Source organism: Kitasatospora sp. NPDC058190 (assembly GCF_042883685.1).
Lineage (GTDB): Bacteria > Actinomycetota > Actinomycetes > Streptomycetales > Streptomycetaceae > Kitasatospora.
Genome location: NZ_JBHVVI010000147.1, coordinates 1 through 20,310, shown reverse-complemented (window position 1 = coordinate 20,310; position 20,310 = coordinate 1). Strand labels below are relative to the sequence as shown.

Genomic DNA, 20,310 nt, shown 5'->3' with positions numbered 1-20,310 from the left:
ATCCTGAGTCTCGACACCTCAAGATCTGCACAGGGGACGGCGTGTACTGCGTCAGGCGCTCCTCAGCGACCCACAGATGGAGCAGAAGAGCCCCATTTCGCCCCCTAAAGTGACGGCAGACCGCGCCGCCGGGCCCCGTCCGGCCGACCCGAGGAAGGCCCAGGCCCCCATGGCCGACCGGATCTACCTGCGCCACTCCACCGACAAGCAGACCGACTCCCGCCAGCGCCACGCCCTGGCCGCGCTGCTGGCCGCCGGCGCCCCCGCCTACGAGGACCCCGCCACCTCCACCCGGCAGCTCTGCCTCGACCGCGCCGGCTTCACCCGGCTCCTGCACGAGGCCGCCGTCGGCGACACCATCCGCATCGCCGACGCCGCCCGCCTTTTCCGCTCCGTCGCCGACATCCTCGCCCTGCGCCCGGTGCTGATCCGCCGCGGCCTGCACCTGCGGGTCGAATCCGGCCTGCTCTCCGGAATCGACCTCGCCTCCGACGACCCCGGCACCAAGATGATGGTGTCCGTCCTCGCCGCCGTGTTGGAGTTCCAGCGCGACATGATCGGCGAGAACACCCGCGAAGGCGTCGCCGCCGCCGAGGCCGCAGGCAAGACGCTCGGCCGCCCCGCCGCGCTCGACCCGAACCAGGCGGCGAAGGTGGTCGAGGCGTTCGGCGAAGGTGCCGCCGTCAAGGCCCTCGCCCGGCAGCACCAGGTCGACCCGAAGACGATCCGCCGCGTCCTGGACGCCGTCGGCGCGCGCGAGCTGCCCGGGCAGCTCGACGTCCTCCCGGACTGGGCCGCCGAACAGCAGTCGGCGCCGGACCCGGAGATCACCCTCGACCTGCCCGGCCTGCTCGCCGACCGCCTCGCCACCACCGGCGATGAGACCGTCCGCCGAGCTCTTGCCTCCGCCCGGACCATCCGCCGTGGTCAGGGCCGCTCGCTTCGGATCACTGCCCCGCTCGAACTCCACCGCGCCGCTCTGCGGCAGCGCGCCGCCCTCGCCGCCGACACGGCCGGGCCAGCCGCGCGCAACGCCCACCGGGTCTACGCCGCCCGCATCACAGCCGCTGAGAGGCCGTGAGCTCGTTTGGGGCTGGTGACACGGTCGTTAACGGCACCCCGTAGCGGGAGAGCGCGGTGCGCAGCTCGTGCAGGGTGGCCGGTCTGGGGACGGCCGCGTCCTGGTGGCCGGGCCGCGTGGTTGACGGTAGCGGTCGGCGGGCGGGTGGTGGAGCGGCCCTGGTCACGCGGCACCTCAGCATGCGGGCCTATCAGTTTCAACCTCAGGTTTCGGCACGCCGCCCGGTCTGGGTCACGTGAACGTGAACGGCCCGTCAGGCAGTTGGATGGTGTTGGTGCACCCCAGGGCCTTGCCGACGGCCTGGCGGGCGAGTGCCACCGACAGTTCTGCCATCTTCTGCCGCCCCGGAGCCGGGATGGCGGGGTTGTCAGGAGCGTGAAGGTTGAGGGCTGCCGTGTAGTACCAGGTGTGGTCCGGGCTGTCGGGCGCCGGTCTGGTCACGCAGGAGAACCGGACCACGGAGGAGCGGTCACCGGCCTCGCCGTCGGAGAACGGCTGGTAGTCCCTGGGGACCTGTTGCCCTTCGTTGTGGATCCGCTCCGCCTCGCTCGCGGTTCCCACAACGGTGGCGACGAGACTGCGCTGGTCACTGCCGTTGACGACGCAGGACGGGTAGGCCGGGGCGGACTGCGTCGGCGGAGTGAAATCCGTGCGCACCGTGGGCGTGGAGGCCGACTGCAGGGCTTCGCTGAACCGTGCGTCGTCGAGGGTGCCCTGGCACTCGCCGGTCGGGATGAGGGCCGTAGGCCGCTGGCCAGGACCCGGGGCGTCCGCCCGGTGCCAGAGGAGCAGGCCGCCACCGACCGAGGAGACGACGAGCAAGGCGGCCGCAGCCGTCCACGATCGACGTACCTTCATCCGCTTGTGTCCTCTTCTCTGCGGCAGTCGGCTTTCTCTCTGGCCCCGGCGTCGGTGTCCGGCGTCGGGGTCGTGGGCTCGTTGAGCCCACGGCCCCGGGCGCCGCGGTGTGCGGCAGTCACCTCGTGCCGTTGGCGGTGCTGTTCGCGCCGGCGCCCACGGCACCGCCCTGAGCGGCCTGCCCGCCGACCCGTGCGGCGAGCTGCTCGACCTACGTCTGCGTCAAGGCCGAGCCCTTCGCCGCGTCCCGGACGGCTTGGGCCGCGCTGATCGCGTTGGAGTTGCGGCCGCCGTCCGCGCCGTGGCCGGCCTCGGCCTGGGCGGCCGCCGTGGTGTCCTGCTGGACGCTCGCCGTGACCGACTGCAGGATCTGGTCGACGATGAAGTCCGTTGGCTTGGGCAGGCCGACCAAGTCGGGGACGTCGGGGAAGACGTTGGGAATCCCGCCCAGGGCGGTGCTGAAAGCCTTCTTGGCCCAGAAGGAGCCGTTCTGGACCGCGTCGTTGAACGCCTTGTCCGAGGCGGCGTGCTGCTTGTACACGGCGTCGGCCCGGGCTTGTTGAGGACGCCGGCCACGGTCCCGTCGGCGTTGGCGGCGTTCTCCACCGGGATGGCGAGCTTCCCGGTGTCGGTCTCGCCACCGGCGAAGGCACCGTGGATCAGAGCGGTGGTGTACGCCTGCTGGGCGTTGATGACGCTGCCGTAGGCGGCCGGGTCCCGGCCGATGACGTTGAGCACGGAGCGGACGTCGGAGGTGTCGAGCCTGGCCGGTGCGCCGTTGACCGGCAGGGTTCGGTCCCACAGGTTCATCGCCTGCTGGATGTCGCCCATGTAGTCGGCGGTCATTCTTCCCAGGCTCGGGCGCAGGGCCGCCAGCGGAGCGCTGTGGCCGGGCTTGTCGGTGATGCGGGTGAGGCTTCCGTTCTCGTCCTGCCCGAACTCCTTCATGACCTTGTTCATGACATCCGCCTGGTCGGCCAGGTGCTTTGTCGGCGTGGAGGGCATGTCGTCGTAGGGTGCCCGCTGGTCGCGGCTTCCAGCGCGTGGCCGAAAGCGGTCGGACCGCTGGCCAGGGACTTCGTCTGGACGTCCGGGTCGTAGGAGAGGGTGTCCGGTTTGAACTCCTTGTCGTGCGCCAGGTAGTGGAGGTAGTCGGCGGGCTTGGGCTTTCCGTTCGGGTTGACCGTGCCGTCGGTGTTGTACGCGGTGGGCTGGTCGTGGAAGAACTTGGTGGCCGCCTCGGGGCTGTGCGCGAGGGCTTCCAGGATCCCGGTGAGCGGCTGGTAGCCCGCTGCCCCGTCCTGGCCGATGATGTTGAAGATCCCCCGCTCGTCGCCCCCGTAGTCGGGCCAGAACGGCCTCGTCCGGTTGGTGTCCTTGGCGTCGAGCTGGAGGACGTGCTCGGCGATCGGGTTGAGGAAGTGCGGGTCGTAGTTCCCGGTCCGCAGGATGCCGGCCAGCACCTGGTACCCGCGGGGGATGTACGGTGGGGTGCCCATCCCGACCGGCGGTTCCTCCGACAGCAGCTCGGCGCCCGCCTTGCGCAGGTCGGCTTCCCACTGGTCCGACAGGTGCGGCTGGCTGGAGGGGCGGGTGGCCGTGGCCAGGGTGGTGCCGAGGTTCTTCTGCAGGTCCCGGTACTGCTGCAAGCGGGTGTCGCTCACGCCCCCGACGCCGGAGTCGGCGCCGACCATGTTGTCCCAGAAGACCAGCAGGCCCTTCGGTCCGACCGTCTCGTGGAACCTGGTGGTGAACACCGGGTCGCCGCCATGGGCGGCCAACAGGCTGTTGAGCTCCAGGAGTTCGGGATCGGTGAGCTTCTTGCCCTTGGCCGCCAGCTGGGCGGCACGCTTCGCGTCCGCCTCCGGGCCACCCCCGACGGCCTGGGCGTTGAAGGAGCCGTCCTTGTCGGCGGAGGCGTCCGAGCGCAGGGCGAAACAGGCCCGCTGGTCGGCCCCGGTGGCCTCCCGGAGGACGCTGTCGATCCGGGCCCGCACGTCGCCGGCCTTCGACCGTGTCATGGTACGCGGCGGCCGCCTGGGGGTCGTTCTTGATCGCCTTGTCAGGGTCCGGCCAGCTGACCGTCCCGTCTGAGCTGACGGTGAGGCCGGCCGTGGTGGCCTCCGTCACCAGCGTGCTCAGCTTGTCCTTCGCGGCCTGGATGTCGGTCGCCGCCTCCCGCAGCACAGATGCGAGCGCGCCGGCCTCGACCGCCGCGGCGTTGAGCTGGTCGTTGCCGCGCTGGAGTGCCGGCTTCACCGCATCGGCGTCCTTCCCGGTCCACCCGGAACCGTTGACCTTGCCGACGACACCGCTGTTCCACTCGCCGTCCATCGTCCTGAGCTTCCCGGCGATCTCGTCCCAGGCGCCCGCGGCCGTACCCAGGGAATCAACTTTCGCGTGCGTCAGATCGTAGAAGTCCACCACGACGTATCAGCCCCCGTTCTGCTCGAAAGACCTGACGGCCTCGGCCTCGGCGTCGCGATAGCCCTTGGCCGTCGTCCGAAGATTCTGCGCCAGCCCACCGATGACCTTCGACAACGCCTCGACCTGCTTGTCCCAGGTCCCCGAGGCGTCCTTGCACGCCGCCCCGACCCCGAACCCCGGAAGTCCGCGCCGCGACCGCACCCATCTTGTCGTCCGCACCCTTGCACTCACCGCCGAGACGGCCGTTGATCTGCTCGGCATTCGTGGCCGCGCCGTCCAACGTGGTCACCTCGGCCGACAGCGCCCCCCGGAAGCACCGCCCGGCGAACCCGCCGAGTTGATTTGCGTCCGAGCGGCCTCCTGACGCCTGGCCGCGGCAGTCAACTGGCCGTTCGCGTCGTACGCCCACGGATTCATCATGCGGTCGAACTCGGTCGCCCGATCAGACATGGCCCACTCCACCCCCTACGACTGGCAACACACCAACCTCTCCCCAGACCAGTAACCGATCGATCGTACCCATCAGACCTCAGACGCACGCACCGACGAACACCCCGAAAGCTGCTACAAGCCAGCTCCGACAGTGACAGGGAGCTGCGACACCGCCAAGTCGACGCTCGCCCGATCGCCAGTGGCCAACTGGTCTGCGGTACCGAACACCAGCAGAGTCGTCCGGCTCGGAGCTCCTGAAAAACCGATCGGCGGCTGGCTGGGCGGCGCAGGGCTATCCAAGGGCCGCCGGGACTCCCGCAGGCAGGGGGACCTCGTCGAGTCGCAGGGGGCCGCCGGGGAACTGGAACACCAGGTTCTTCTGCGGGTCCGGCTCGTAGGGGGTGTCCCCGATCGCGGTGAGTAGCGCCCTCAGCCGCGGGTAGGGCGCCTGAAGTGCCCTCTCGATCGCCCAGGGGGCCCGCAGCGCCTGAAGGGTGAGGGAGGCCAGGTTCACCCCGGCCTGGCGGTGCCGATCGGCGTGCCGTGCCACCCAGGGGTGCCCGGCGAGCAGCGGGGTGTCCTCGGCCGCGGTGGTGGTGTAGCGCAGCAGCAGGTCGCCGCGCTGCACGACGATGCTGCTGCCGGCTGGCAGGACCTGTCCGGCCGCGAGGGCTTCGGTACCGGCGACGGTGCGTCCGATCACGGGGCCGAGGCCGTGGCGGCGGACCTCCGCGAACTGGTCGGCGGTGGCATCGACAAACCGTTGAGACTGTGTCAGGAACAGCACGCTGTGGCCATGGAATGTCTTGCCGTCAGGGCTCCAGGTGGGCTGGGAGCTGCCGTGCTCGCGCCGTACCCCGCTCGGTTCCTCGGTGATGAGGGACACCGCCAGAAGTTCACTGGGTATCGCGAACTGCCCGAAGGCATATCGCAGGGTTAGCGAGGCGTCGACGCAGCGGTTGGCTGGCTGGCCAGCTGAGATGTTGGTCAGCAGATGCGGCATCAGGAGCTCGACCAGTTGCTCGGGTGGGGCCGTGGTCAGGATGCTGACGACGAGGTCGGTGGTGTCTTGAAGCGTCGGTGCACCGGGACCCGGCGACCGACGGATCTTCCGGGTGGCAGGCTTGCTCGGCTTGCGGCTACGGGAGACGGGCATCCCTCGATCGTAGGAACCGCGGACACCAACTGTCGTCTGAACCTGCTCGGTTGGCTCGAAAGCCCACCCGTTCAAGGCCGCAGGACGCCGGACTGGAAGGTCACCAGGTTCGGAACGGCCTTCCGACGCAACGGTGCTGCCGTCTTCCAGGCACGCCCGGCGGGCCAGGCGGGCCAGGCGGGCCAGGCGGGCCAGGCGGGCCAGGCGGGCCAGGCGGGGCCCAAGAACGTGCGGGCGGTGCCACGAGTTCCGGATCTGCTGGTACTCGGAACTGGCCGACAGCCGGACAGCAGGCAGGACCGACCGAACACACAGCGGCGAGATGGGTCGGGGCCGTCGGACTGAGCGGCCATCTGGCTGGTGAAGCGGTCCTGGTCAACGGATGTTGTGTCCTCCGGCCATCGCCAGGGCGTCGAAGGTCCGTGGGAACCACATCGCAAGCAGTGCGACCCCAGAAACAAAGAAGCCGCCTACCTGAACAGCGGTGAGCGTGACCAGCAGGGCCCAGCCCTCTACGTCGTTCAGGCCATTGTGCTCGGAGAGCATGGCCGCAGTCGGGACAGCAGTGCCCCCGACACAGACCGCGAGCATCACCCAGGACCAGAACATCCGCGGAGCGCTGAAGAGAAGCACGCCTGATAGCGCGCCGCCGACAGCCACCGCCATCACCGTTGCGACAACGGAGACCGGGCTTTCCCCCTTCAGGCATTCCCGGGTGAACGACAGCAGCATGAACACGCAGACGCCGGTGTAGCTGGCCAGCACAATGGTGCCCAAGATCGCCAGGATTTTGGGGACCGGCTTCACCGGGTGCCCGGTTCGACCAGGGCCATGGGTGATCTCCTGATCGGTCATTCCGACAGCGTGACGGATCGGTTGCTCTCCGTGTTGGGAATTGGCAGGATTTAGGCTCGCCAGGGGAATCCATCGTCCGCGTCAGACCGGACTTGCCAGTGGAAGCGGTCCCGGCGCTCCCGGAACGGCGCGGACTCCGCAGCCTTGCGAACGGCCCGCTCCCACACCCAGTCCAGGCGGCAAATCCCCCCTCTGCCGACCCGGCAATGCCGGGGGTCAGAGCGTCGGCGGTGGGGTGACCTGGCAGACGACGACGAGCTCCAGGCGCGGGACGACGTAGTAGGCGAGCAGACCGCCTGCGACGTCGAGGTAGCGCATCGGCTCGCCGCTGCCCTGGTAGGAGGTGCCGTCCAGGTAGAGCGCTTCGGCGACGCGAACGAGCTCGGCGGCCCGCTGCTCGACGGCCGTGAGGAAGTCGGCCGGGGCTCCGGCGGTGACGTGCTGCTCGCTGGGGAGGTACTCCCAGCTCCAGGTCACTCGTTCACCGCCGCGTAGGCGGCGCGGTAGAGCTCGGCGACGGTGGTGGCGTGCTCCCGGCACTCCTGGACGGTGCCGGCGTGGTTCGCGAGGTAGTTCGCCCGGTGGTAGGCCTGCGCGGTGGCCGGGTGCCGCTCGATCTCCACGACGGCGGCCCAGTGCGTGACGAAGGCCCTGATCGGCTGGACGCTGCCCGTGGCGATGGCCTCGGCCATGGCCCTCGTCTGCCCGTCGATCATCTCGGGAAGGCGGTCCGCGGCGACGACGGCCAGGGCGGCCTTGAGCGCGGCCGGACTCTGTTCGGGCCGGGGGATCAGCTCGACTCCGTCGTGCACGGGCTGACTCATGACGGCACTCCTCTCCTTCGCGACCGAGACTACTCGCCCCCGGCAGGCCGGACGGCCCTCACGGGCCAGAGAGGGGGCCCGGCGGCGCCGGTTGCTCGGGTTGGTTGGTCACCGGTCGCCGCCGACGGCGCGTACCCAGACGAAGGCCTCGGCGGCCGGGGGCCGCTGCTGCCCGCCGATCGGCGCGGCCAGGGGTTGAGAGCGCTACGGCAGCCGCCGGTCTTCAGAAGGGTCGCAGGGGTCGTGGGGTTCGTACGGCTCGAAGTCGGGGCGGTCGAGGAGCTCCGAGACGGAGAAGGGGTGTTGGTGGTCGGTGAGGAGTCGGTGGACGAACTCGGCGGTGGAACCGTCGAACCGGGCCTGGTGGTCGCCGTCCTCGTTTCGGGCGATGATCGGCCACCGGTTCGGGTCCGCACCCTCCGTCAGCCAGTAGAACTGGTCGGCCTGGACGGAGCCGGCCCACTGCAGGAGCCCGCCAGGGGCGGGGTGGAGCCGGTAGGGGTGGTAGAGGTCGGAGACACCGGGGTGGGCGGCGGCGAGTTCGACAAGGTTGCGGGCGTTCTCGACGAGGCACGGCATGTACGGGAACGGGGTGTCGGAGCCGGGCTGGGGGCCGGGCAGGAAGACGTCGAGGAAGCCGGCGAACGTGCCGGGGCCGAAGTGTTCCGCCAGGTGCCGGTAGTCGGCGGGCAGGACGGTGCCCAGCCGGGCCTCGGCCGACGACCAGTCGACGGGCCACTGCCGCGACCGCGGCTGGCCGGTCACGGCGGCGAGCCGTCGCACCCAGCGGGCACCCGGCCCGTCGTCCCCGTCCTCTCCCTCGAAGTCCCCCGCCGACAGGCAGGCCGTCGCCGGGTCGACCCGGCGGGCCGTTACCGCGACCAGGGACGGCTCGCCGCCCCTGTCATCCCGGACGATCCCGCAGCCGACCCAGCGCTCGCCCACCGCCCATCCGCACAGCTCCATCACGCGGCCCGCGAGCGGCGCGGCCAGCGGCAGCCCGCGACCCTCGTCGAGGGTGGGGTCGACAAAGCCACCGGTCGCGAGGTTGCGCGACGACCCCCAGCGCGGGCGCAACGCCTCAACGAGGCGGCGCAGGGCGGTGGTCAGGTCACCGCTGGCCGGCAGGCGGGTGACGCCTGGCGTCGGGCGGGCCAGCAGGGCGTCGACGCGGTGCAGGTGATGGGTGGTGTCGTCCATGACGCCAGTCAACCGCCGGCCGATGACACGTCGCGCAGCTGGACGAGGGCGTGCTCGGCAGCGTCGGAGAGGAGACGAGCAGCAGCGTCGGCTGAGGCTCGGGCTGGATTGTCACCGGTCGCCGCCGACGGCGCGGAGCCGGGCAAGCACGTCGGCGGCCAGGGTCCACTGCTGGCCGCCGATCGACGCGGCGAGGGAGTCCATCGCCGCGGGGCTGGTGCGCAGAGTCAGCCGGTGGCGGTAGGTGGCGATCACCTCGGCCACGGCGGCCAGGTCGCCGACCGGGGAGGAGTCGAGGGCGGCGGCCAGAGCCTGCTCGAAGGCTTCGCGGTCGCCGGGTAGGCCGTAGTAGCAGGACAGGGCCGTGCGCAGCTCGTGCAAGGTGGCCTGCAACGTGGCGCAGCAAGATGGTGACGTGCGCAGCTGGACGGTCGCCTCGGCTGCGGTCGACGCGACCCAAAGTCGTCGGTTGCCCGGCTGCGCGAGTTCTTCATCCGCCTGACCTGCTGCGGTCTGCCCTCACAGTGTGGTGCTCCTGGCGGTCGTGCCGGGAGGTTGTCAGTCCTCCGGAAGCGTCACGACGATCTGGCCGTTGTCGTTGACGCCGTGGATGGAGATGCGGCTTTGATCGAATTTCTCCCAGTCGCATTGCAGCCGGAAGACCTTGTGCGGAGGGATCGCGGCGATGTCTGCGGTGGCGGTGAAGTCGCCCTGGTCGAGCAGTAGCAGGACCGCCTGGCGGGCGTCAGGATCGCCGTCGATGACGCGGGCCAGGCGCTGCAGACTGGTGGTGACTTCCTCGAGGCGGCGCCCGTCCGGTACGACGTCGACCTGAACGACTACTTCGTCACGGTGCTCGCCAACGAGCCGACCACGACCCAGGCGGCGGCCGCTTCGAAGGCAAAGTGATCAACGACCCGAAGCGGCTGCAGTGCCACATGGCCCGGCACGACCCGCGCATCTACCCGGGCCACTACGTCACCTGCGTCCACAACCCGGACCGGGCGCTGTGCCGCCGCGACGACGGCCAGGAAGGCCCCTCGCTGCCGGACTGCCAGCCCCTGCGTTGCCGCAACATCGCCCTGTCCGAAGAGAACACCGCCCACCTGCGAGCACTCTGGACGCCCACGACCAGGAACTCGCCCGAGCGGACCAGCTGGCACCGTTCGTCCGGCACCGGCTCCAAACCCGCCGACAGGAGCTCGCCGACTTCCTCACCGAGACGGTCAGCATCGCCCCGGACACCAAGACGGAGAACCCGTGAGCTCTCACCTGCCCACCGACGAGCAGGTCCGCGCCGCGATGGAATCCGAACTCGCCGATAGCGAGGCAGCCGGCCGACGCGCCACCGTCACCAACGTCGAGAAGCGCCTCGGCGTCACCCACGCGACCTTCTACCGCAACTACCCCGACCTGATCACCTGGTTCAAGAACCGGCTTGCCGACCGGCACCGCTCGGCCACGACCCCGAAGAACAGCGCCCGGGCCGACGACGAGACCGCCCGTCTCCGGCGTGAGAACAGCGACCTGCGCAAGCTGGTTCGCATCTACGCCGAGGCGATCCGCCAGCTGACCATCGACAAGGCCGTGCTGGAGGACGAGCTGCACGCGCTGAGCGGGGTGACCAGCCTCACTGAACGCCGCCTCCACAACGCGGACACCGGACAGAACTGAAGGCCCCGCATGGCCTCGAAGTAGCCACCCGGTGCTCCGGCCCGGTGCGGTCGTCGACCCGGGGCGGTGCCGGCCCGTCATCAACGTCGGGGATGAAGCGCCTCCCGGAAGCCCTGGAGCCGCTCCGAAATCCGATGGATCCTCCGCCTCGGGCGAGGCACAATCCCGGTGAACCGCGGCGGGGGGAGCTTGTTGGACGTGTTCGAGTGTGCCGGGTGCTGCACCGAGCTGACGGTACCGGTGTCCCGGGTCGCACTCCCCGTCCACACCGACCATGGTGCCTGGGAGGAACTGCATCCTCCGCTGATGGAGCCGGGGACGTACGCCGTCGACCCCCGGCCCACCGGGCCGCCCTGGCGGTTGTGGCAGGAAGTCGGAGAGGAAACGGCTGCCCGCCAGGGCGTGTACGCCCCGGTGTACTCCGTCTCCTTCGGCGCGCGGGGCAGGATCGTCATCGCGCCCGGTGACTCCCGGTCGATGACTCTGATCCTGGAGAAGTGCGAGGGCTACTGCCGGGGCGTGGACGGCCGGGCCGGGCCCAATCTGGCCTGTGCGGGGTGCGGACGAGCCGTGGCGACCCGGATCGACGACTGCGGCTCGTGGCAGACCGTGTGGCTGGAGCCCGACGCGGTCATCCGCCGTTCCTCGGGGCTCCCGGACGGCCCGCTGCCCGGCTGGGCGGACCTGGAACGTGCCGAACACCGCGTCCCGCCCGTCGAACCCGACGGGTCGTGGAGCCGCCGCTGGGAGGCCGCGCTCGGCGTCGCGCTGGCCCACCTCGTGGCGGCCACCGAGAACCACCCGGTGACCCTCCCCGCCGGCCCCGTCGCCGAACTGCTCGGCCACGCCGTGGCCCGCTACCTCCCGCCCGGGCCCGACCCCCGCTCTGTGGGATTGGCCGGCCCGGGCATCCCCGAGCCCCGGCCCCGCCCCGACGTCCTCCTCGTCCCCCGTCACCCCGGCACGGGCGAGCCGTGGCGCCCACCCGACCGCGAGGCGACGGTAGTGCCGCTGGACAGCGGAGTCTGGGCGTACCTCACCAGCCCCGGGGAGACCTCGCCGACGCCCGCCACCGGGGTACTCCCGGAGGGTGTCCTACGCGACGACTACCCCCTGCCATCGCGACCCTGGTACCCCCTGGAACCCCACGATGGCGCCTTCAGGGACACCCTGGTCGGGCTGCCCGCGATCCGTAGCCCCCGGCTGCGCAGTCATCACGACGCTGCGTACCGATCGTGAGCGCCCGTTGGGCGTTGTGGGGCCTTCGGAGCCGTCCCAGCGTCCGTGCCTCCGGGGTTGCGGGTGCGAGCTCTGGCTGTGTGGGTGGCCATCGAGAGCAGCTGTTGGTGGCTTTGGAGACCAGACGCCTACCGGTGGCGCGCGGAGTGTCGGTGAGAAGGTCGGTGAGAAGTGAGAGCGCCCCCGGGCGTGTCGGTGCTGTCCGGAATGATGCCCTTGTTCGAGATCGAGTGAGAGGGCCGTGATGGACGACGAACTGGACGATCTGATCTACCTTGCCGACCCGCCTGGGACGAGCGGTCATGTCGTCGCGTTGCGGGTGCTGCAGCGACCGGATCCGGGCAGTGAGTTCCTGGACTGTGAGTTCGTCGTGTCGACGGAGACCGTCACCGGCAACTTCCGGGTGGGGATCTCGGCCTTCGAGCTCGACATGTGGGAAGAGGCTCTCGACAGCCTTGCCGGGAACAGGTTCGTCTCGTGGCTGAACTCTGGTCGGACGGTCCAGCTGAAGATCAAGCCGCTCAGCCCCAGGGCGATCGGGGTGTCGATCAGCGATGAGCCGTCCTCGCAGGTGACGGTCAGCCTGCCCATGTCCCCGCCCGCGGGCTGGATCGAAGACCATCGAGAACGTCTGGTGAAGGCTCGACAAATCCTTTCAGGCTGACCGTCCGGGACGCCTGTCCGACCAGCACCCATCAGAGGAACTGCCATGCGGCACCTCACCCCCGCCTTCGCCCTCAGCGCCCTCCAATGCGGGAAGCAGATCGAGCAGTTCCTCGGCGCCATCGAAATCGACGGCCGGCCCGGGCTCCGCTGGATCGCCCTCAGCCCCGGCCGTGCGGGCATCACCATCTACCTGAGCGAGGTCGAAGACGTCGGCACCGACGCCTTCCTCGACATCACCGAGTTCCCGTCCCTGGCCCCCGAGGACGAGACCTGGGGGCGGGAAATCGCTGTCCTGCCCACCCCCGAGGAGGCCCTGCATCTGTCCGAGCGTGAACTTGCCGCAGACCCGCAACGCTGGGTCAACGACGGCATCGTCTGCGACGAGTACCAGGACTTCCGGACCGCACGCAGGTCGAACCCGTGAGGACCGGCGGCGAGTCAAGGAGCCGTTGTCGACTGGCCGTCGACCTGTAGAAGGAGCTGAACCACGCTGATCCAAGGGGAGTCGCCGGTCTTCTGGAACGCGCGGACCCTCCAGCGCCCTGCGGGCAGGTGGACGGGGGCTTGGTCCGGCTCGCCTCTGCCGTCCGGGTATGGCACGCCGAGGTTCTTGCCGGCCTCGGCGGAGTCCATGAGGACCGCCGGTCCGTCGGTCTCCCAGAGACCGCACTCTTTCCACGGCGTCGCCGGGTCGTTCAGCGCCGCTTCGGCAGCGGCGAGCAGCTCGGCGTCGGAGTCGGCGGCGAGCCGGCGCATGAAGGCCCTCTGCTCGGGCAGGTAGCAGGTGGTGGCGGGCTCGTCGCCCAGCACCAGCGCGGAGACGTCGCTCCCGGACAAGGCCGACCAGGCTCGCAACCGCAAGAGACTCGGCGCTCGCGGCGGCCGACCGCCCAAGTTCGACGCCGAGGACTACAAGGCTCGGCATGCGGTCGAATGTGGCATCAATCCTCTCAAAAGGCATCGCGCCGTGGCCACGAGATACGACAAGCTCGCGGTCCGCTATGAGGCGACCGTGCTCGTCGCGGCCATCAACGAGTGGCTGTGACCACACACGCGCACCGCCTTTTCGTTAATCCGTTGCCCAGGGGTCCGGCGGCCAGCTAGGTTCGCCCAGCCGCCCGCATCGGTGCAGGCCGGCGCTGTCGACCAGGAGGTGTGGAGCACATGCGCACGAGTGCCCAGGAGTTGAGCTCGCGTACTGACCCTTGCCACCTCCTCTCGACGGAGACACCTTGTCCCTTCGCATCACCCCACTGACCGACCCCGCTCACGGGCCGCACGGCCGGCGTCTTGCCTGGTTGGCGTCGGACGCGGATTCCATCCCTGCCGGGACCGCCTTCCTGCGTCTGCTCGACGGCGGACAGGATCACCTCGCCGAGCTCGACCTCCGCGTTCATCCTGCGGAGCGCCGCAAGGGCGTCGGCTCCCGGCTCCTCGACACCGTCGTGGCCATCGCCCGGGACAACGCCCGACGCCGCGTCGTCGCGCAGGCAGAAGCCGGATCGCCCGGCGACCATTTCCTGGCAGCGCGCGGTTTCCGGAAGGTCCTCACCTTCAGGTACACCCGCCTGGCAATGGCCGAGGTGGACACCACCATCCTCGCTGGAATCGTCGAGCGTCCTCATCCCGGCTACCGGCTGACGTCATGGCAGGGAACCGTCCCCGACGACCTCGCCCGGACGTTCGCCGCCTCACGCCGCGCCATGGACGACATGCCCATGGACGACGCCGAGTACGGCACCGTGGCCTGGGACGTGGACCGCGTGCGGGCCGCGGCGAAGGCCGTCGAACAGCGCGGCGACCACCTGCACACCGTCGTCGCCATCGACGCCTCCAACGGCTCGATCGCCGGGTTCACCGAACTCGTCATCCCCGGCAACGGCGCAGGTGACGGCCAGCACTACGGCACGGGCGTGCTGCCCGAGCACCGTGGACACGGCCTCGGCCGATGGATGAAGGCCGAGTCGATCCGACAAGCCCATAGGGACTATCCGGACCTCGATGGCCTCCTGACCGACACCGCCGACAGCAACACGCACATGCGACGGATCAACGACGGTCTCGGCTACACACCCACGCACACGACACACCAGCATCAGCTCGACCTTTAGCAGAGAGCGGACGGGCCGGACCGGGGCGTCACCCCGCCGGGCCTGTCCGTGCTTTCGATACACGCCCTAACCTTGACTCTGTCGGGGATCTCGGATGATCGGGCTCACGTGCCAAGGATTCGCCAGGACTTCGGCCGGGGGACGTCGTTATCGTCCAGGAAGGTCTGGAAGGCGGTCGGCGGTCTCGGTGACGGGGCTTCGTCGGTGACTGGCCGGCCGCTGAGCCGTTCGATGTTCACGGCGATGGCTGTGAGTACGTGCTGTAGGTGTGCTTTCGGCTGGCCCCGGTAGCGGCAGCGGCGCATGCCGTGTCCGTGGGCGAACTCGTTGATGGTGCCCTCGATACCGGAGCGGACCGCGTAGCGGGCCTTCCACTCGGGTGTCTGCTGCTCGGTGCGGACGCGGACTTGCAGGTCTCGGAGTTCTCGCGGGGGAAAGCCCACGTTCCGGGCGCTCTCGCGGGAACTGGTGCACCGGGGGCGGTCCGGACACGGCTGGCACTGGCCCTTGGTGAACCGCGCCACGATCAGGGGTGCCGCGGTGGGCGAAGAGGTTGGATAGGGACCGTGCCAGCCCTGGCTGACCTGGCCTCGGGGGCAGGTGACCTGCCGGCGGTCGAAGTCGATGTGGAAGTCGTCCCGGTCAAAGCCTTCGCTCCTGCGGTGCTGGCGGGTGGGATTGCCCGGCAGCGGCCCGCTGACAGTGACCTGGTGTTCGCGAGCGGCACGTTCCCGGTGGACCAGCGAGGTGTAGCCGCCGTCGACCAGGTGCTCGGCGGGCAGCAGTTCGCGACGTGCCAGGCGGGTGTGGATGCCGGGCAGGGCCTGGCCGTCGTTCGTGGCGGCCGAGGTGGTGGCCACGTCCGTGATCACGTTGACGCTGTCGGAGGCACATGTCTCGGTGACATGCGCGGCGAACCCCTTCCAGCTGATGATGTGCCCGTGACGGACGTAGCGCGCCGTCGTGTCGTAGGGGGAGACGATCGCCGAGGCGGAGGGCGGCAGGCCACCGTCGTCGGCGGTGCGCCAGCGCAGGTGGCCTGCCGCGTCGCGGTAGTAGTTCTGCATCATGATCTTCCGCAGTGCCTCGGCCTGCGGGCCGAGCCGGTAGCGCGGTCCGTGCTCGTGGAAGTGCTCCAGCAGCCGGCAGGCGTCCTCGCCCGCGGCAAGAATCCTGGTCTTCGGCCGGGTGGGGTTCTTGCCCAGACGGACCGGGCGGCCGTAGCGGCGCCCCCAGTCCTCATCCACCAGGCCAGTCAGCAGGTGCGAAGCAGTGCGGGCCACTTCTTCCAGCACGGCACGGACGGCCTCGGTGACCAGTTCCAGCCGGGTCAGGTCACGTACCGTAGCCAGGACGGGGGTGGAGTCCGTGCGCTGCGTGGTGCGCTCGCGCACGAGCCCGGCCTCCTTCAGGCGCGCAAGTGCCAGATCGAGAAGACGGTCGGCGCGGTCATCCAGGGCCAAGCGCTCGCGGAAGTCCGCCAGCACGCTGTGGTGGAAGCCGGGATCGTCCAGCTCCATGGCCAAGGCGTACTTGAAATCGATACGGCAGCGGACCGCCTCCGCCGCTTGCCGGTCCGACAGGCCGAGCAGGAACTGCAGCACGCAGACGGTCGCCAGCTGGGCGGGCGAGATGCCAGGGCGTCCATCGCGGGGGTACCAGCCCGCGAAGTCCTCGTCGCACCACAGCCCGTCCAGCCGGTCTCTGACCCACATCGCGGTCGTACCGCCCGGGTTGCTCGCCCGCGCGATCTGCGCGGTCAGAGACGGGACTTGCTCACCGGAACGGGGGCGGAGCGACAACTGACACCTCGACAACTGCATCGGTCTTCGATCAGCCCCGAGCATGCCCGCTGATCAGGCGGGCACACCGGGAAACTGCTGAGTAAGCCCGGGGCGCGGTGCGGGGATTGCTCCCGGTCCGTTTCCCCGGACTTCTCGCCGAACCCGCCGTGCGCCTCTCAACGCAACGGGCTCTCCACGGAGACTGCCATCAGGCTCGACTCGGTCCATGGACTGGGGATGCGGGCTCCTCGCCAGCGGTATCGGGTTACGGCTACCGCTGCCATGTCGAAGAGTTCGGTTCCCTCCGCCGAGATCGGCCGCCACCGCCCGCTGGGGGTGACGAACCGTCGACGGATGTCCTTCCACGTCCAGTCGTGCCGCGCCCTCAGCATTCGCATCACTCGCCACCAGATGAAGTCGGCGAGTGCGCTGAACTGGTTCTTGGCCACGGCGTGCCGGAAGTAGGCGGACCAGCCCCGCACGATCTGGTTGATCCTGATCAGCAGGGCCTTGAGATCTTGTTGCGACTGCCTGCGGGTCAGGGCACGGATCTTCGCCTTCAACTGCCGGATGGGGCGCTTGGCGATGAACGTGTAGACGTGCCACTGATCCGTCCCCTTCTTGCGGCGCCACTGGATGTGGAACCCCAGGAAGTCGATTCCGTCCTCCAGGTGTGTGACCTGGGTCTTCTCCTGAGACAGGCGAAGACCCAGCGGCTTGAGCACCTGGCTGACGTCCTCGCGTACCGCCAGCGCATCTTCGCGGCTGCCGTTGACGAGCACGACGAAGTCGTCCGCGTAGCGGACGACTCGCCAGTTCGGCAGTTGCTTGCGGCGGCGGCGGGCTTGGCGCTGCCATGCGGTGGCCATCGCCCCGCCCGGCTTCCACGGCTCCATCAGGTGCTCGTCGAGCACCGACAGGGCGATGGTGGCCAGCAACGGGGAGAGGATTCCACCTTGCGGCGTCCCGGTCATGGTTTCCTTGTTCTCGCCGAGTTCCGTCAGAATCCCGGCTTTCAAGAACGCCTTGACCAGGGCCAGAACGCGTCTGTCCTTCACCCGGGCGCGCACGCGGTCCATCAGGGCCACGTGGTCGATCCGGTCGAAGCATGCCTCGATGTCCGCATCCAGCACCCAGCGGTAGCCGTTGGTGCCGAAGTGGTGGATCTCGGCGATCGCGTCCTGGGCCCGCCGGCCGGGCCGGAACCCGTAGGAGACCGGCGTGAAGTCGGCCTCGAAGACGGGTTCCAGCACCAGCTTCAGCGCGGCCTGCACGACCCGGTCCGCGACCGTCGGAATCCCGAGGCTGCGGACCTTCCCCGACCCGCCCGGTTTCGGGATCTTGCGCTCCCGTACCGGAAGGGGTCGGAACGAGCCGTCCTTGAGAGCGGCCCGCAGGTCGTGCAGGAACCCGGGCGCCCCGATCCGCTCCTCGACCTCGATGACCGTCAGGCCATCAACGCCGGGAGTGCGGGCGCCCTGGTTTCCCGCGACCCGGGCGAACGCCATGGTCAGCGTCGCCGGGTCATGCACGAGGTTGAACAGGTCATCGAACCGACGGCCGGGATCGGCCGTCGCCCAACGGTGCAGCTTGATCTGCATCTCCAGTACCCGAACCCGAGAGCTCGGATCCTCGCCGTTCAGCGAGGCGTCTTCTGGCATTGCAGTCTCTCCTTGCGTGTTCTCCGCTGCCGCCCTTCCCCATGTGACCGGCTTTCCCGGCCTCGGAGTACTACGGCGGCTCCGCCCCGCCCGATCCGTTCGGCTGTCGGTGCGCCTATCCGCAGTCCTCACCAGGGAGATGAGGAGCGCGGAGCTGTGACCGGACGGTTCCCGTGTTCACTGTGGTTCGTTTGTCGAAGTAGGAGCCCGACTATGTCCCAGCGGCCTCGCCACGAGTACGCCGCAGGCTTTCCTCGTGGCCTCCCACGCCCGCTCTTGAATACGGTCGCGGGAGTTCTCGCCGACCCGTAGGACGATGAGACGCACCGCGCCCGGCCCAGATCCGCCAGGTTCGAGCCGGTGTCGGGGTTGAAGGACGTAGTAACGCCGGTTCCTCACGTACTCCTCTTCGTCTCGCTTGCCGAACCCGCGCCATCTGGCAGTACTGGTACGTCCCGGCTTTGTCAGGGCCGCTCCTGCCCTCCCCGGCAGCCGACCGGGTCGGTAGTGGGGTCGGCGCCGTGCCCGCAGTGCGCCCAGTCAGGTGGCCACGGCGAAGGGGCCGTGCTCATGGCCCGGGGACCGTGCGGTGCGTCATAGCGTCCATCGTCGGTCGGCCGGTATGACCGCGGCGGCGTGCGGGGACGGCCCGGCGCATTGGTTCACCCGCCCGGCGGACCGCCGAAGAAGGGAAGGATAAGGGCCCGTTATCCTTCCCTCCCCGCGCAGCGAGATCCGGACCGAACCCGCTCGCTGAACCGGGCGGTCAAACTCACCTGGCAAAAGGTCAAGATCATCCGTCAGAGGACAGCGTTCTACCCGGACGGCACCACCTACCAGGAGCCCGGCGAAAGAATGAAAACCACTGACGTCGAGGACGGTATTTGCTGGGACATGATTGTCCCGCGCGACGAATGCGTTCACATTTTCCGAGCCCAGTCCATCCAGCTAGAGCTCACCGCATACCGGACATCGGCGACACCTTCGCCGGAATGCGATCCGGGCGGGTAGTCCCCCAGGACTACCCGCCCGGCTGACGTGGCCCCGAGGCCAAGCGTCAGTACGCTGCCCTGCCGCTCAGGAGTTCAGCCATTCCGGCTTCGCTTCGAGCTCGTTGTAGTCGTCCCAGGCGTACAGGTACTTGTTGGAATCCGAGTAGAACGACAGGAGCTGGTGGTTCCAGAGGCACTTCAGCCGATTCTTCCCGTCGACAATCTCGAACTTCCAGGGAACCGCGTTGCTCCATCCGTAGAGGCCCACATAGGCATTGTGGTTGACCGAGAGGTAGTAATCCTTCCAGTCGCCGTCGGTGACGCGGAAGTACGTCTTGCCGTCGCTGTCCGTCCACTCCGCGAACACGAGTGCATCGCCGGACCAGGAGGTCCAACCGTTGCCGTAGACGCTCATGTGCCCCTTGGGACTGCCGTTGAAGGCCAGTTGGATCTTGAGCCTCCGCTCTCCTTCCTTGAGGCCGAACGGAGTCTGTTCGAGGCTTCGGGCAAAGCTTCCTTCGGGACTGCGGCTCTGCGGGTCCATGTTGGCCATCTCCAGATCGTCGACGCGGGGTGAGTGCGGCAGGAGAACTCCCGTCGCCAGGGATTTTCCTGACACGCACTGAAGTTCGCCGCCACCAAAACACTCCGAGTGCAAAAATTCATCACGATGATGGACCCTGAGCACTGAGAGGACGTTAAGTCCGTTTCTGGTAGCGGCCGCGTCCGGGTTGGTCGAGGAGTCCCTGACGAACGAGTCGTCCCAGGCGGGAGCGGGTGACGTTGATCGAGGGCTCGTCGGTGGGCAGTCCGAGGAGTTCGTGGAGGTCGCGAACCTGGAAGACCCGCCCGGGGTGCTCGTTGAAGGCGGTCACGATGCGCTGGTAGACGGTGGCGGGCTCCTCGGAGGCCTGTGCGTGGTCGGGCGGGGCGAGGCTGTCGATGACCTTGCGGGTGGTGACGATCTCGGCGAGGCGGGCCTCGACTTCGGCCAGGGCTCGGGTGAGTTGCTCGATCTGTTCTCGCAGGCCGTCGGCGCGTGCGGTGGTCTCGTCGTGTTCGGCTTGCAACAGCCGCAGGAGTTCGGTGACGTTCACGCGGCCAGCCCCACCTCGTCGCGCCAGGCGGGGCTGGGGGTGGTGAGGCGGCGGAGCATGCCGGCGGTGGAGGCCCAGTAGACGCGGGAGGCGGCGTTGTCCAGCCGGTGGTCGTAGTCACGGGCAAGGCGCCGGTGGAGCATGAGGGTGCCGTTGACGGAGAGTCGGCCCGGGGCGCGGTGACCAGGTCTCCCTGGTCCCGTTTCCCCGGACCGCTCACCGAACCGGACGTGCGACTCTCACCGCATCCGGC

Annotated in this window: 23 protein-coding genes and 1 pseudogene; 7 read left to right on the top strand and 17 right to left on the bottom strand. The window is 69.3% G+C overall.

Features of this window, described 5'->3' with window-relative positions; genetic code table 11:
* The first annotated feature begins 169 nt into the window (after positions 1 to 169).
* Positions 170 to 1,081, top strand: a complete 912-nt coding sequence (locus ACFVWU_RS39440) for a recombinase family protein (RefSeq protein WP_387630244.1) — start codon at positions 170 to 172, stop codon at positions 1,079 to 1,081.
* 231 nt (positions 1,082 to 1,312) lie between these two features.
* On the opposite strand, the gene ACFVWU_RS39435 is transcribed toward ACFVWU_RS39440, so the two are convergent.
* From ACFVWU_RS39435 to ACFVWU_RS39425, 3 genes are all read right to left on the bottom strand, one after another.
* Positions 1,313 to 1,939 (bottom strand): hypothetical protein, encoded by a 627-nt coding sequence (locus tag ACFVWU_RS39435; protein WP_387630242.1) that lies wholly within the window; start codon positions 1,937 to 1,939, stop codon positions 1,313 to 1,315.
* Between the two features lie 211 nt (positions 1,940 to 2,150).
* Positions 2,151 to 2,480 (bottom strand): hypothetical protein, encoded by a 330-nt coding sequence (locus ACFVWU_RS39430; protein WP_387630239.1) that lies wholly within the window; start codon positions 2,478 to 2,480, stop codon positions 2,151 to 2,153.
* A gap of 415 nt (positions 2,481 to 2,895) precedes the next feature.
* Positions 2,896 to 3,960: a hypothetical protein gene (locus ACFVWU_RS39425; protein ID WP_387630236.1), complete on the bottom strand. Its 1,065-nt coding sequence runs from the start codon at positions 3,958 to 3,960 to the stop codon at positions 2,896 to 2,898.
* A gap of 92 nt (positions 3,961 to 4,052) precedes the next feature.
* On the opposite strand from ACFVWU_RS39425, the gene ACFVWU_RS39420 reads away from it, so the two are divergent.
* Positions 4,053 to 4,355 (top strand): hypothetical protein, encoded by a 303-nt coding sequence (locus tag ACFVWU_RS39420; protein WP_387630234.1) that lies wholly within the window; start codon positions 4,053 to 4,055, stop codon positions 4,353 to 4,355.
* 17 nt (positions 4,356 to 4,372) lie between these two features.
* Here ACFVWU_RS39420 and ACFVWU_RS39415 read toward each other — a convergent pair whose 3' ends face one another.
* From ACFVWU_RS39415 to ACFVWU_RS39380, 8 genes are all read right to left on the bottom strand, one after another.
* Positions 4,373 to 4,627, bottom strand: coding sequence for a type VII secretion target (locus ACFVWU_RS39415; protein ID WP_387630231.1), 255 nt, complete (start codon positions 4,625 to 4,627; stop codon positions 4,373 to 4,375).
* Positions 4,628 to 5,090: 463 nt separating this feature from the next.
* Positions 5,091 to 5,954 carry a hypothetical protein gene (locus ACFVWU_RS39410; RefSeq protein WP_387630229.1) on the bottom strand — a complete coding sequence of 288 codons (864 nt, stop codon included), beginning with the start codon at positions 5,952 to 5,954 and terminating at the stop codon, positions 5,091 to 5,093.
* A gap of 375 nt (positions 5,955 to 6,329) precedes the next feature.
* Positions 6,330 to 6,809: a hypothetical protein gene (locus tag ACFVWU_RS39405; protein ID WP_387630228.1), complete on the bottom strand. Its 480-nt coding sequence runs from the start codon at positions 6,807 to 6,809 to the stop codon at positions 6,330 to 6,332.
* Between the two features lie 216 nt (positions 6,810 to 7,025).
* Entirely contained in the window at positions 7,026 to 7,286 is a 261-nt protein-coding gene (locus ACFVWU_RS39400) for a hypothetical protein (RefSeq protein ID WP_387630226.1), read from the bottom strand.
* The gene (locus ACFVWU_RS39395; protein ID WP_387630224.1) at positions 7,283 to 7,633 is read right to left on the bottom strand and encodes a hypothetical protein; all 351 of its coding nucleotides are present in this window, start codon (positions 7,631 to 7,633) and stop codon (positions 7,283 to 7,285) included. Before ACFVWU_RS39395 ends, ACFVWU_RS39400 begins: the two co-directional genes overlap by 4 nt.
* A gap of 204 nt (positions 7,634 to 7,837) precedes the next feature.
* Entirely contained in the window at positions 7,838 to 8,833 is a 996-nt protein-coding gene (locus tag ACFVWU_RS39390; protein ID WP_387630222.1) for a hypothetical protein, read from the bottom strand.
* Positions 8,834 to 8,944: 111 nt separating this feature from the next.
* Positions 8,945 to 9,226 (bottom strand): hypothetical protein, encoded by a 282-nt coding sequence (locus ACFVWU_RS39385; protein WP_387630220.1) that lies wholly within the window; start codon positions 9,224 to 9,226, stop codon positions 8,945 to 8,947.
* Positions 9,227 to 9,391: 165 nt separating this feature from the next.
* Positions 9,392 to 9,715: a DUF6042 family protein gene (locus ACFVWU_RS39380; RefSeq protein WP_387630247.1), complete on the bottom strand. Its 324-nt coding sequence runs from the start codon at positions 9,713 to 9,715 to the stop codon at positions 9,392 to 9,394.
* 378 nt (positions 9,716 to 10,093) lie between these two features.
* Between ACFVWU_RS39380 and ACFVWU_RS39375 the strand changes: the two genes are divergently transcribed.
* The 4 genes from ACFVWU_RS39375 (at position 10,094) to ACFVWU_RS39360 (ending at position 12,836) form a co-directional block, all read left to right on the top strand.
* On the top strand, positions 10,094 to 10,507 hold the full coding sequence (locus ACFVWU_RS39375) for a hypothetical protein (RefSeq protein WP_387630218.1): 414 nt from the start codon (positions 10,094 to 10,096) through the stop codon (positions 10,505 to 10,507).
* Between the two features lie 306 nt (positions 10,508 to 10,813).
* Complete coding sequence (locus ACFVWU_RS39370; RefSeq protein ID WP_387630217.1) at positions 10,814 to 11,746, top strand: hypothetical protein; 933 nt, start codon at positions 10,814 to 10,816, stop codon at positions 11,744 to 11,746.
* 244 nt (positions 11,747 to 11,990) lie between these two features.
* Positions 11,991 to 12,410 (top strand): DUF5959 family protein, encoded by a 420-nt coding sequence (locus ACFVWU_RS39365; RefSeq protein ID WP_387630215.1) that lies wholly within the window; start codon positions 11,991 to 11,993, stop codon positions 12,408 to 12,410.
* Between the two features lie 45 nt (positions 12,411 to 12,455).
* Positions 12,456 to 12,836, top strand: coding sequence for a hypothetical protein (locus tag ACFVWU_RS39360; RefSeq protein ID WP_387630212.1), 381 nt, complete (start codon positions 12,456 to 12,458; stop codon positions 12,834 to 12,836).
* Between the two features lie 14 nt (positions 12,837 to 12,850).
* On the opposite strand, the gene ACFVWU_RS39355 is transcribed toward ACFVWU_RS39360, so the two are convergent.
* The gene (locus tag ACFVWU_RS39355; RefSeq protein ID WP_387630209.1) at positions 12,851 to 13,249 is read right to left on the bottom strand and encodes an Imm21 family immunity protein; all 399 of its coding nucleotides are present in this window, start codon (positions 13,247 to 13,249) and stop codon (positions 12,851 to 12,853) included.
* Positions 13,250 to 13,644: 395 nt separating this feature from the next.
* Between ACFVWU_RS39355 and ACFVWU_RS39350 the strand changes: the two genes are divergently transcribed.
* Positions 13,645 to 14,523, top strand: coding sequence for a GNAT family N-acetyltransferase (locus ACFVWU_RS39350; RefSeq protein ID WP_387630206.1), 879 nt, complete (start codon positions 13,645 to 13,647; stop codon positions 14,521 to 14,523).
* A 104-nt stretch (positions 14,524 to 14,627) separates the two neighbouring features.
* Here ACFVWU_RS39350 and ACFVWU_RS39345 read toward each other — a convergent pair whose 3' ends face one another.
* From ACFVWU_RS39345 to ACFVWU_RS39325, 5 genes and pseudogenes are all read right to left on the bottom strand, one after another.
* Entirely contained in the window at positions 14,628 to 16,346 is a 1,719-nt protein-coding gene (locus ACFVWU_RS39345; protein WP_387630245.1) for an IS1182 family transposase, read from the bottom strand.
* A gap of 137 nt (positions 16,347 to 16,483) precedes the next feature.
* Positions 16,484 to 17,968, bottom strand: coding sequence for a group II intron reverse transcriptase/maturase (gene ltrA, locus ACFVWU_RS39340; RefSeq protein ID WP_387630205.1), 1,485 nt, complete (start codon positions 17,966 to 17,968; stop codon positions 16,484 to 16,486).
* 1,077 nt (positions 17,969 to 19,045) lie between these two features.
* Positions 19,046 to 19,513 carry a hypothetical protein gene (locus ACFVWU_RS39335; protein WP_387630203.1) on the bottom strand — a complete coding sequence of 156 codons (468 nt, stop codon included), beginning with the start codon at positions 19,511 to 19,513 and terminating at the stop codon, positions 19,046 to 19,048.
* A gap of 145 nt (positions 19,514 to 19,658) precedes the next feature.
* Positions 19,659 to 20,057: a hypothetical protein gene (locus tag ACFVWU_RS39330; protein WP_387630200.1), complete on the bottom strand. Its 399-nt coding sequence runs from the start codon at positions 20,055 to 20,057 to the stop codon at positions 19,659 to 19,661.
* Positions 20,054 to 20,215 (bottom strand): annotated as a pseudogene (locus ACFVWU_RS39325) (IS5/IS1182 family transposase); the annotation flags it as partial. The gene ACFVWU_RS39330 and the pseudogene ACFVWU_RS39325, both read right to left, overlap by 4 nt.
* Between the last annotated feature and the right edge of the window lie 95 nt (positions 20,216 to 20,310).

Coding starts and splice junctions, on each gene's coding strand:
- ACFVWU_RS39405 (WP_387630228.1), bottom strand. CDS start 6,809: ATGACCGATCAGGAGATCACCCATGGCCCTGGTCGAACCGGGCACCCG.
- ACFVWU_RS39335 (WP_387630203.1), bottom strand. CDS start 19,513: ATGGCCAACATGGACCCGCAGAGCCGCAGTCCCGAAGGAAGCTTTGCC.
- ltrA (WP_387630205.1), bottom strand. CDS start 17,968: ATGCCAGAAGACGCCTCGCTGAACGGCGAGGATCCGAGCTCTCGGGTT.
- ACFVWU_RS39370 (WP_387630217.1), top strand. CDS start 10,814: ATGGAGCCGGGGACGTACGCCGTCGACCCCCGGCCCACCGGGCCGCCC.
- ACFVWU_RS39425 (WP_387630236.1), bottom strand. CDS start 3,960: ATGACACGGTCGAAGGCCGGCGACGTGCGGGCCCGGATCGACAGCGTC.
- ACFVWU_RS39365 (WP_387630215.1), top strand. CDS start 11,991: ATGGACGACGAACTGGACGATCTGATCTACCTTGCCGACCCGCCTGGG.
- ACFVWU_RS39395 (WP_387630224.1), bottom strand. CDS start 7,633: ATGAGTCAGCCCGTGCACGACGGAGTCGAGCTGATCCCCCGGCCCGAA.
- ACFVWU_RS39390 (WP_387630222.1), bottom strand. CDS start 8,833: ATGGACGACACCACCCATCACCTGCACCGCGTCGACGCCCTGCTGGCC.
- ACFVWU_RS39360 (WP_387630212.1), top strand. CDS start 12,456: ATGCGGCACCTCACCCCCGCCTTCGCCCTCAGCGCCCTCCAATGCGGG.
- ACFVWU_RS39440 (WP_387630244.1), top strand. CDS start 170: ATGGCCGACCGGATCTACCTGCGCCACTCCACCGACAAGCAGACCGAC.
- ACFVWU_RS39345 (WP_387630245.1), bottom strand. CDS start 16,346: ATGCAGTTGTCGAGGTGTCAGTTGTCGCTCCGCCCCCGTTCCGGTGAG.
- ACFVWU_RS39410 (WP_387630229.1), bottom strand. CDS start 5,954: ATGCCCGTCTCCCGTAGCCGCAAGCCGAGCAAGCCTGCCACCCGGAAG.
- ACFVWU_RS39415 (WP_387630231.1), bottom strand. CDS start 4,627: ATGCCGAGCAGATCAACGGCCGTCTCGGCGGTGAGTGCAAGGGTGCGG.
- ACFVWU_RS39435 (WP_387630242.1), bottom strand. CDS start 1,939: ATGAAGGTACGTCGATCGTGGACGGCTGCGGCCGCCTTGCTCGTCGTC.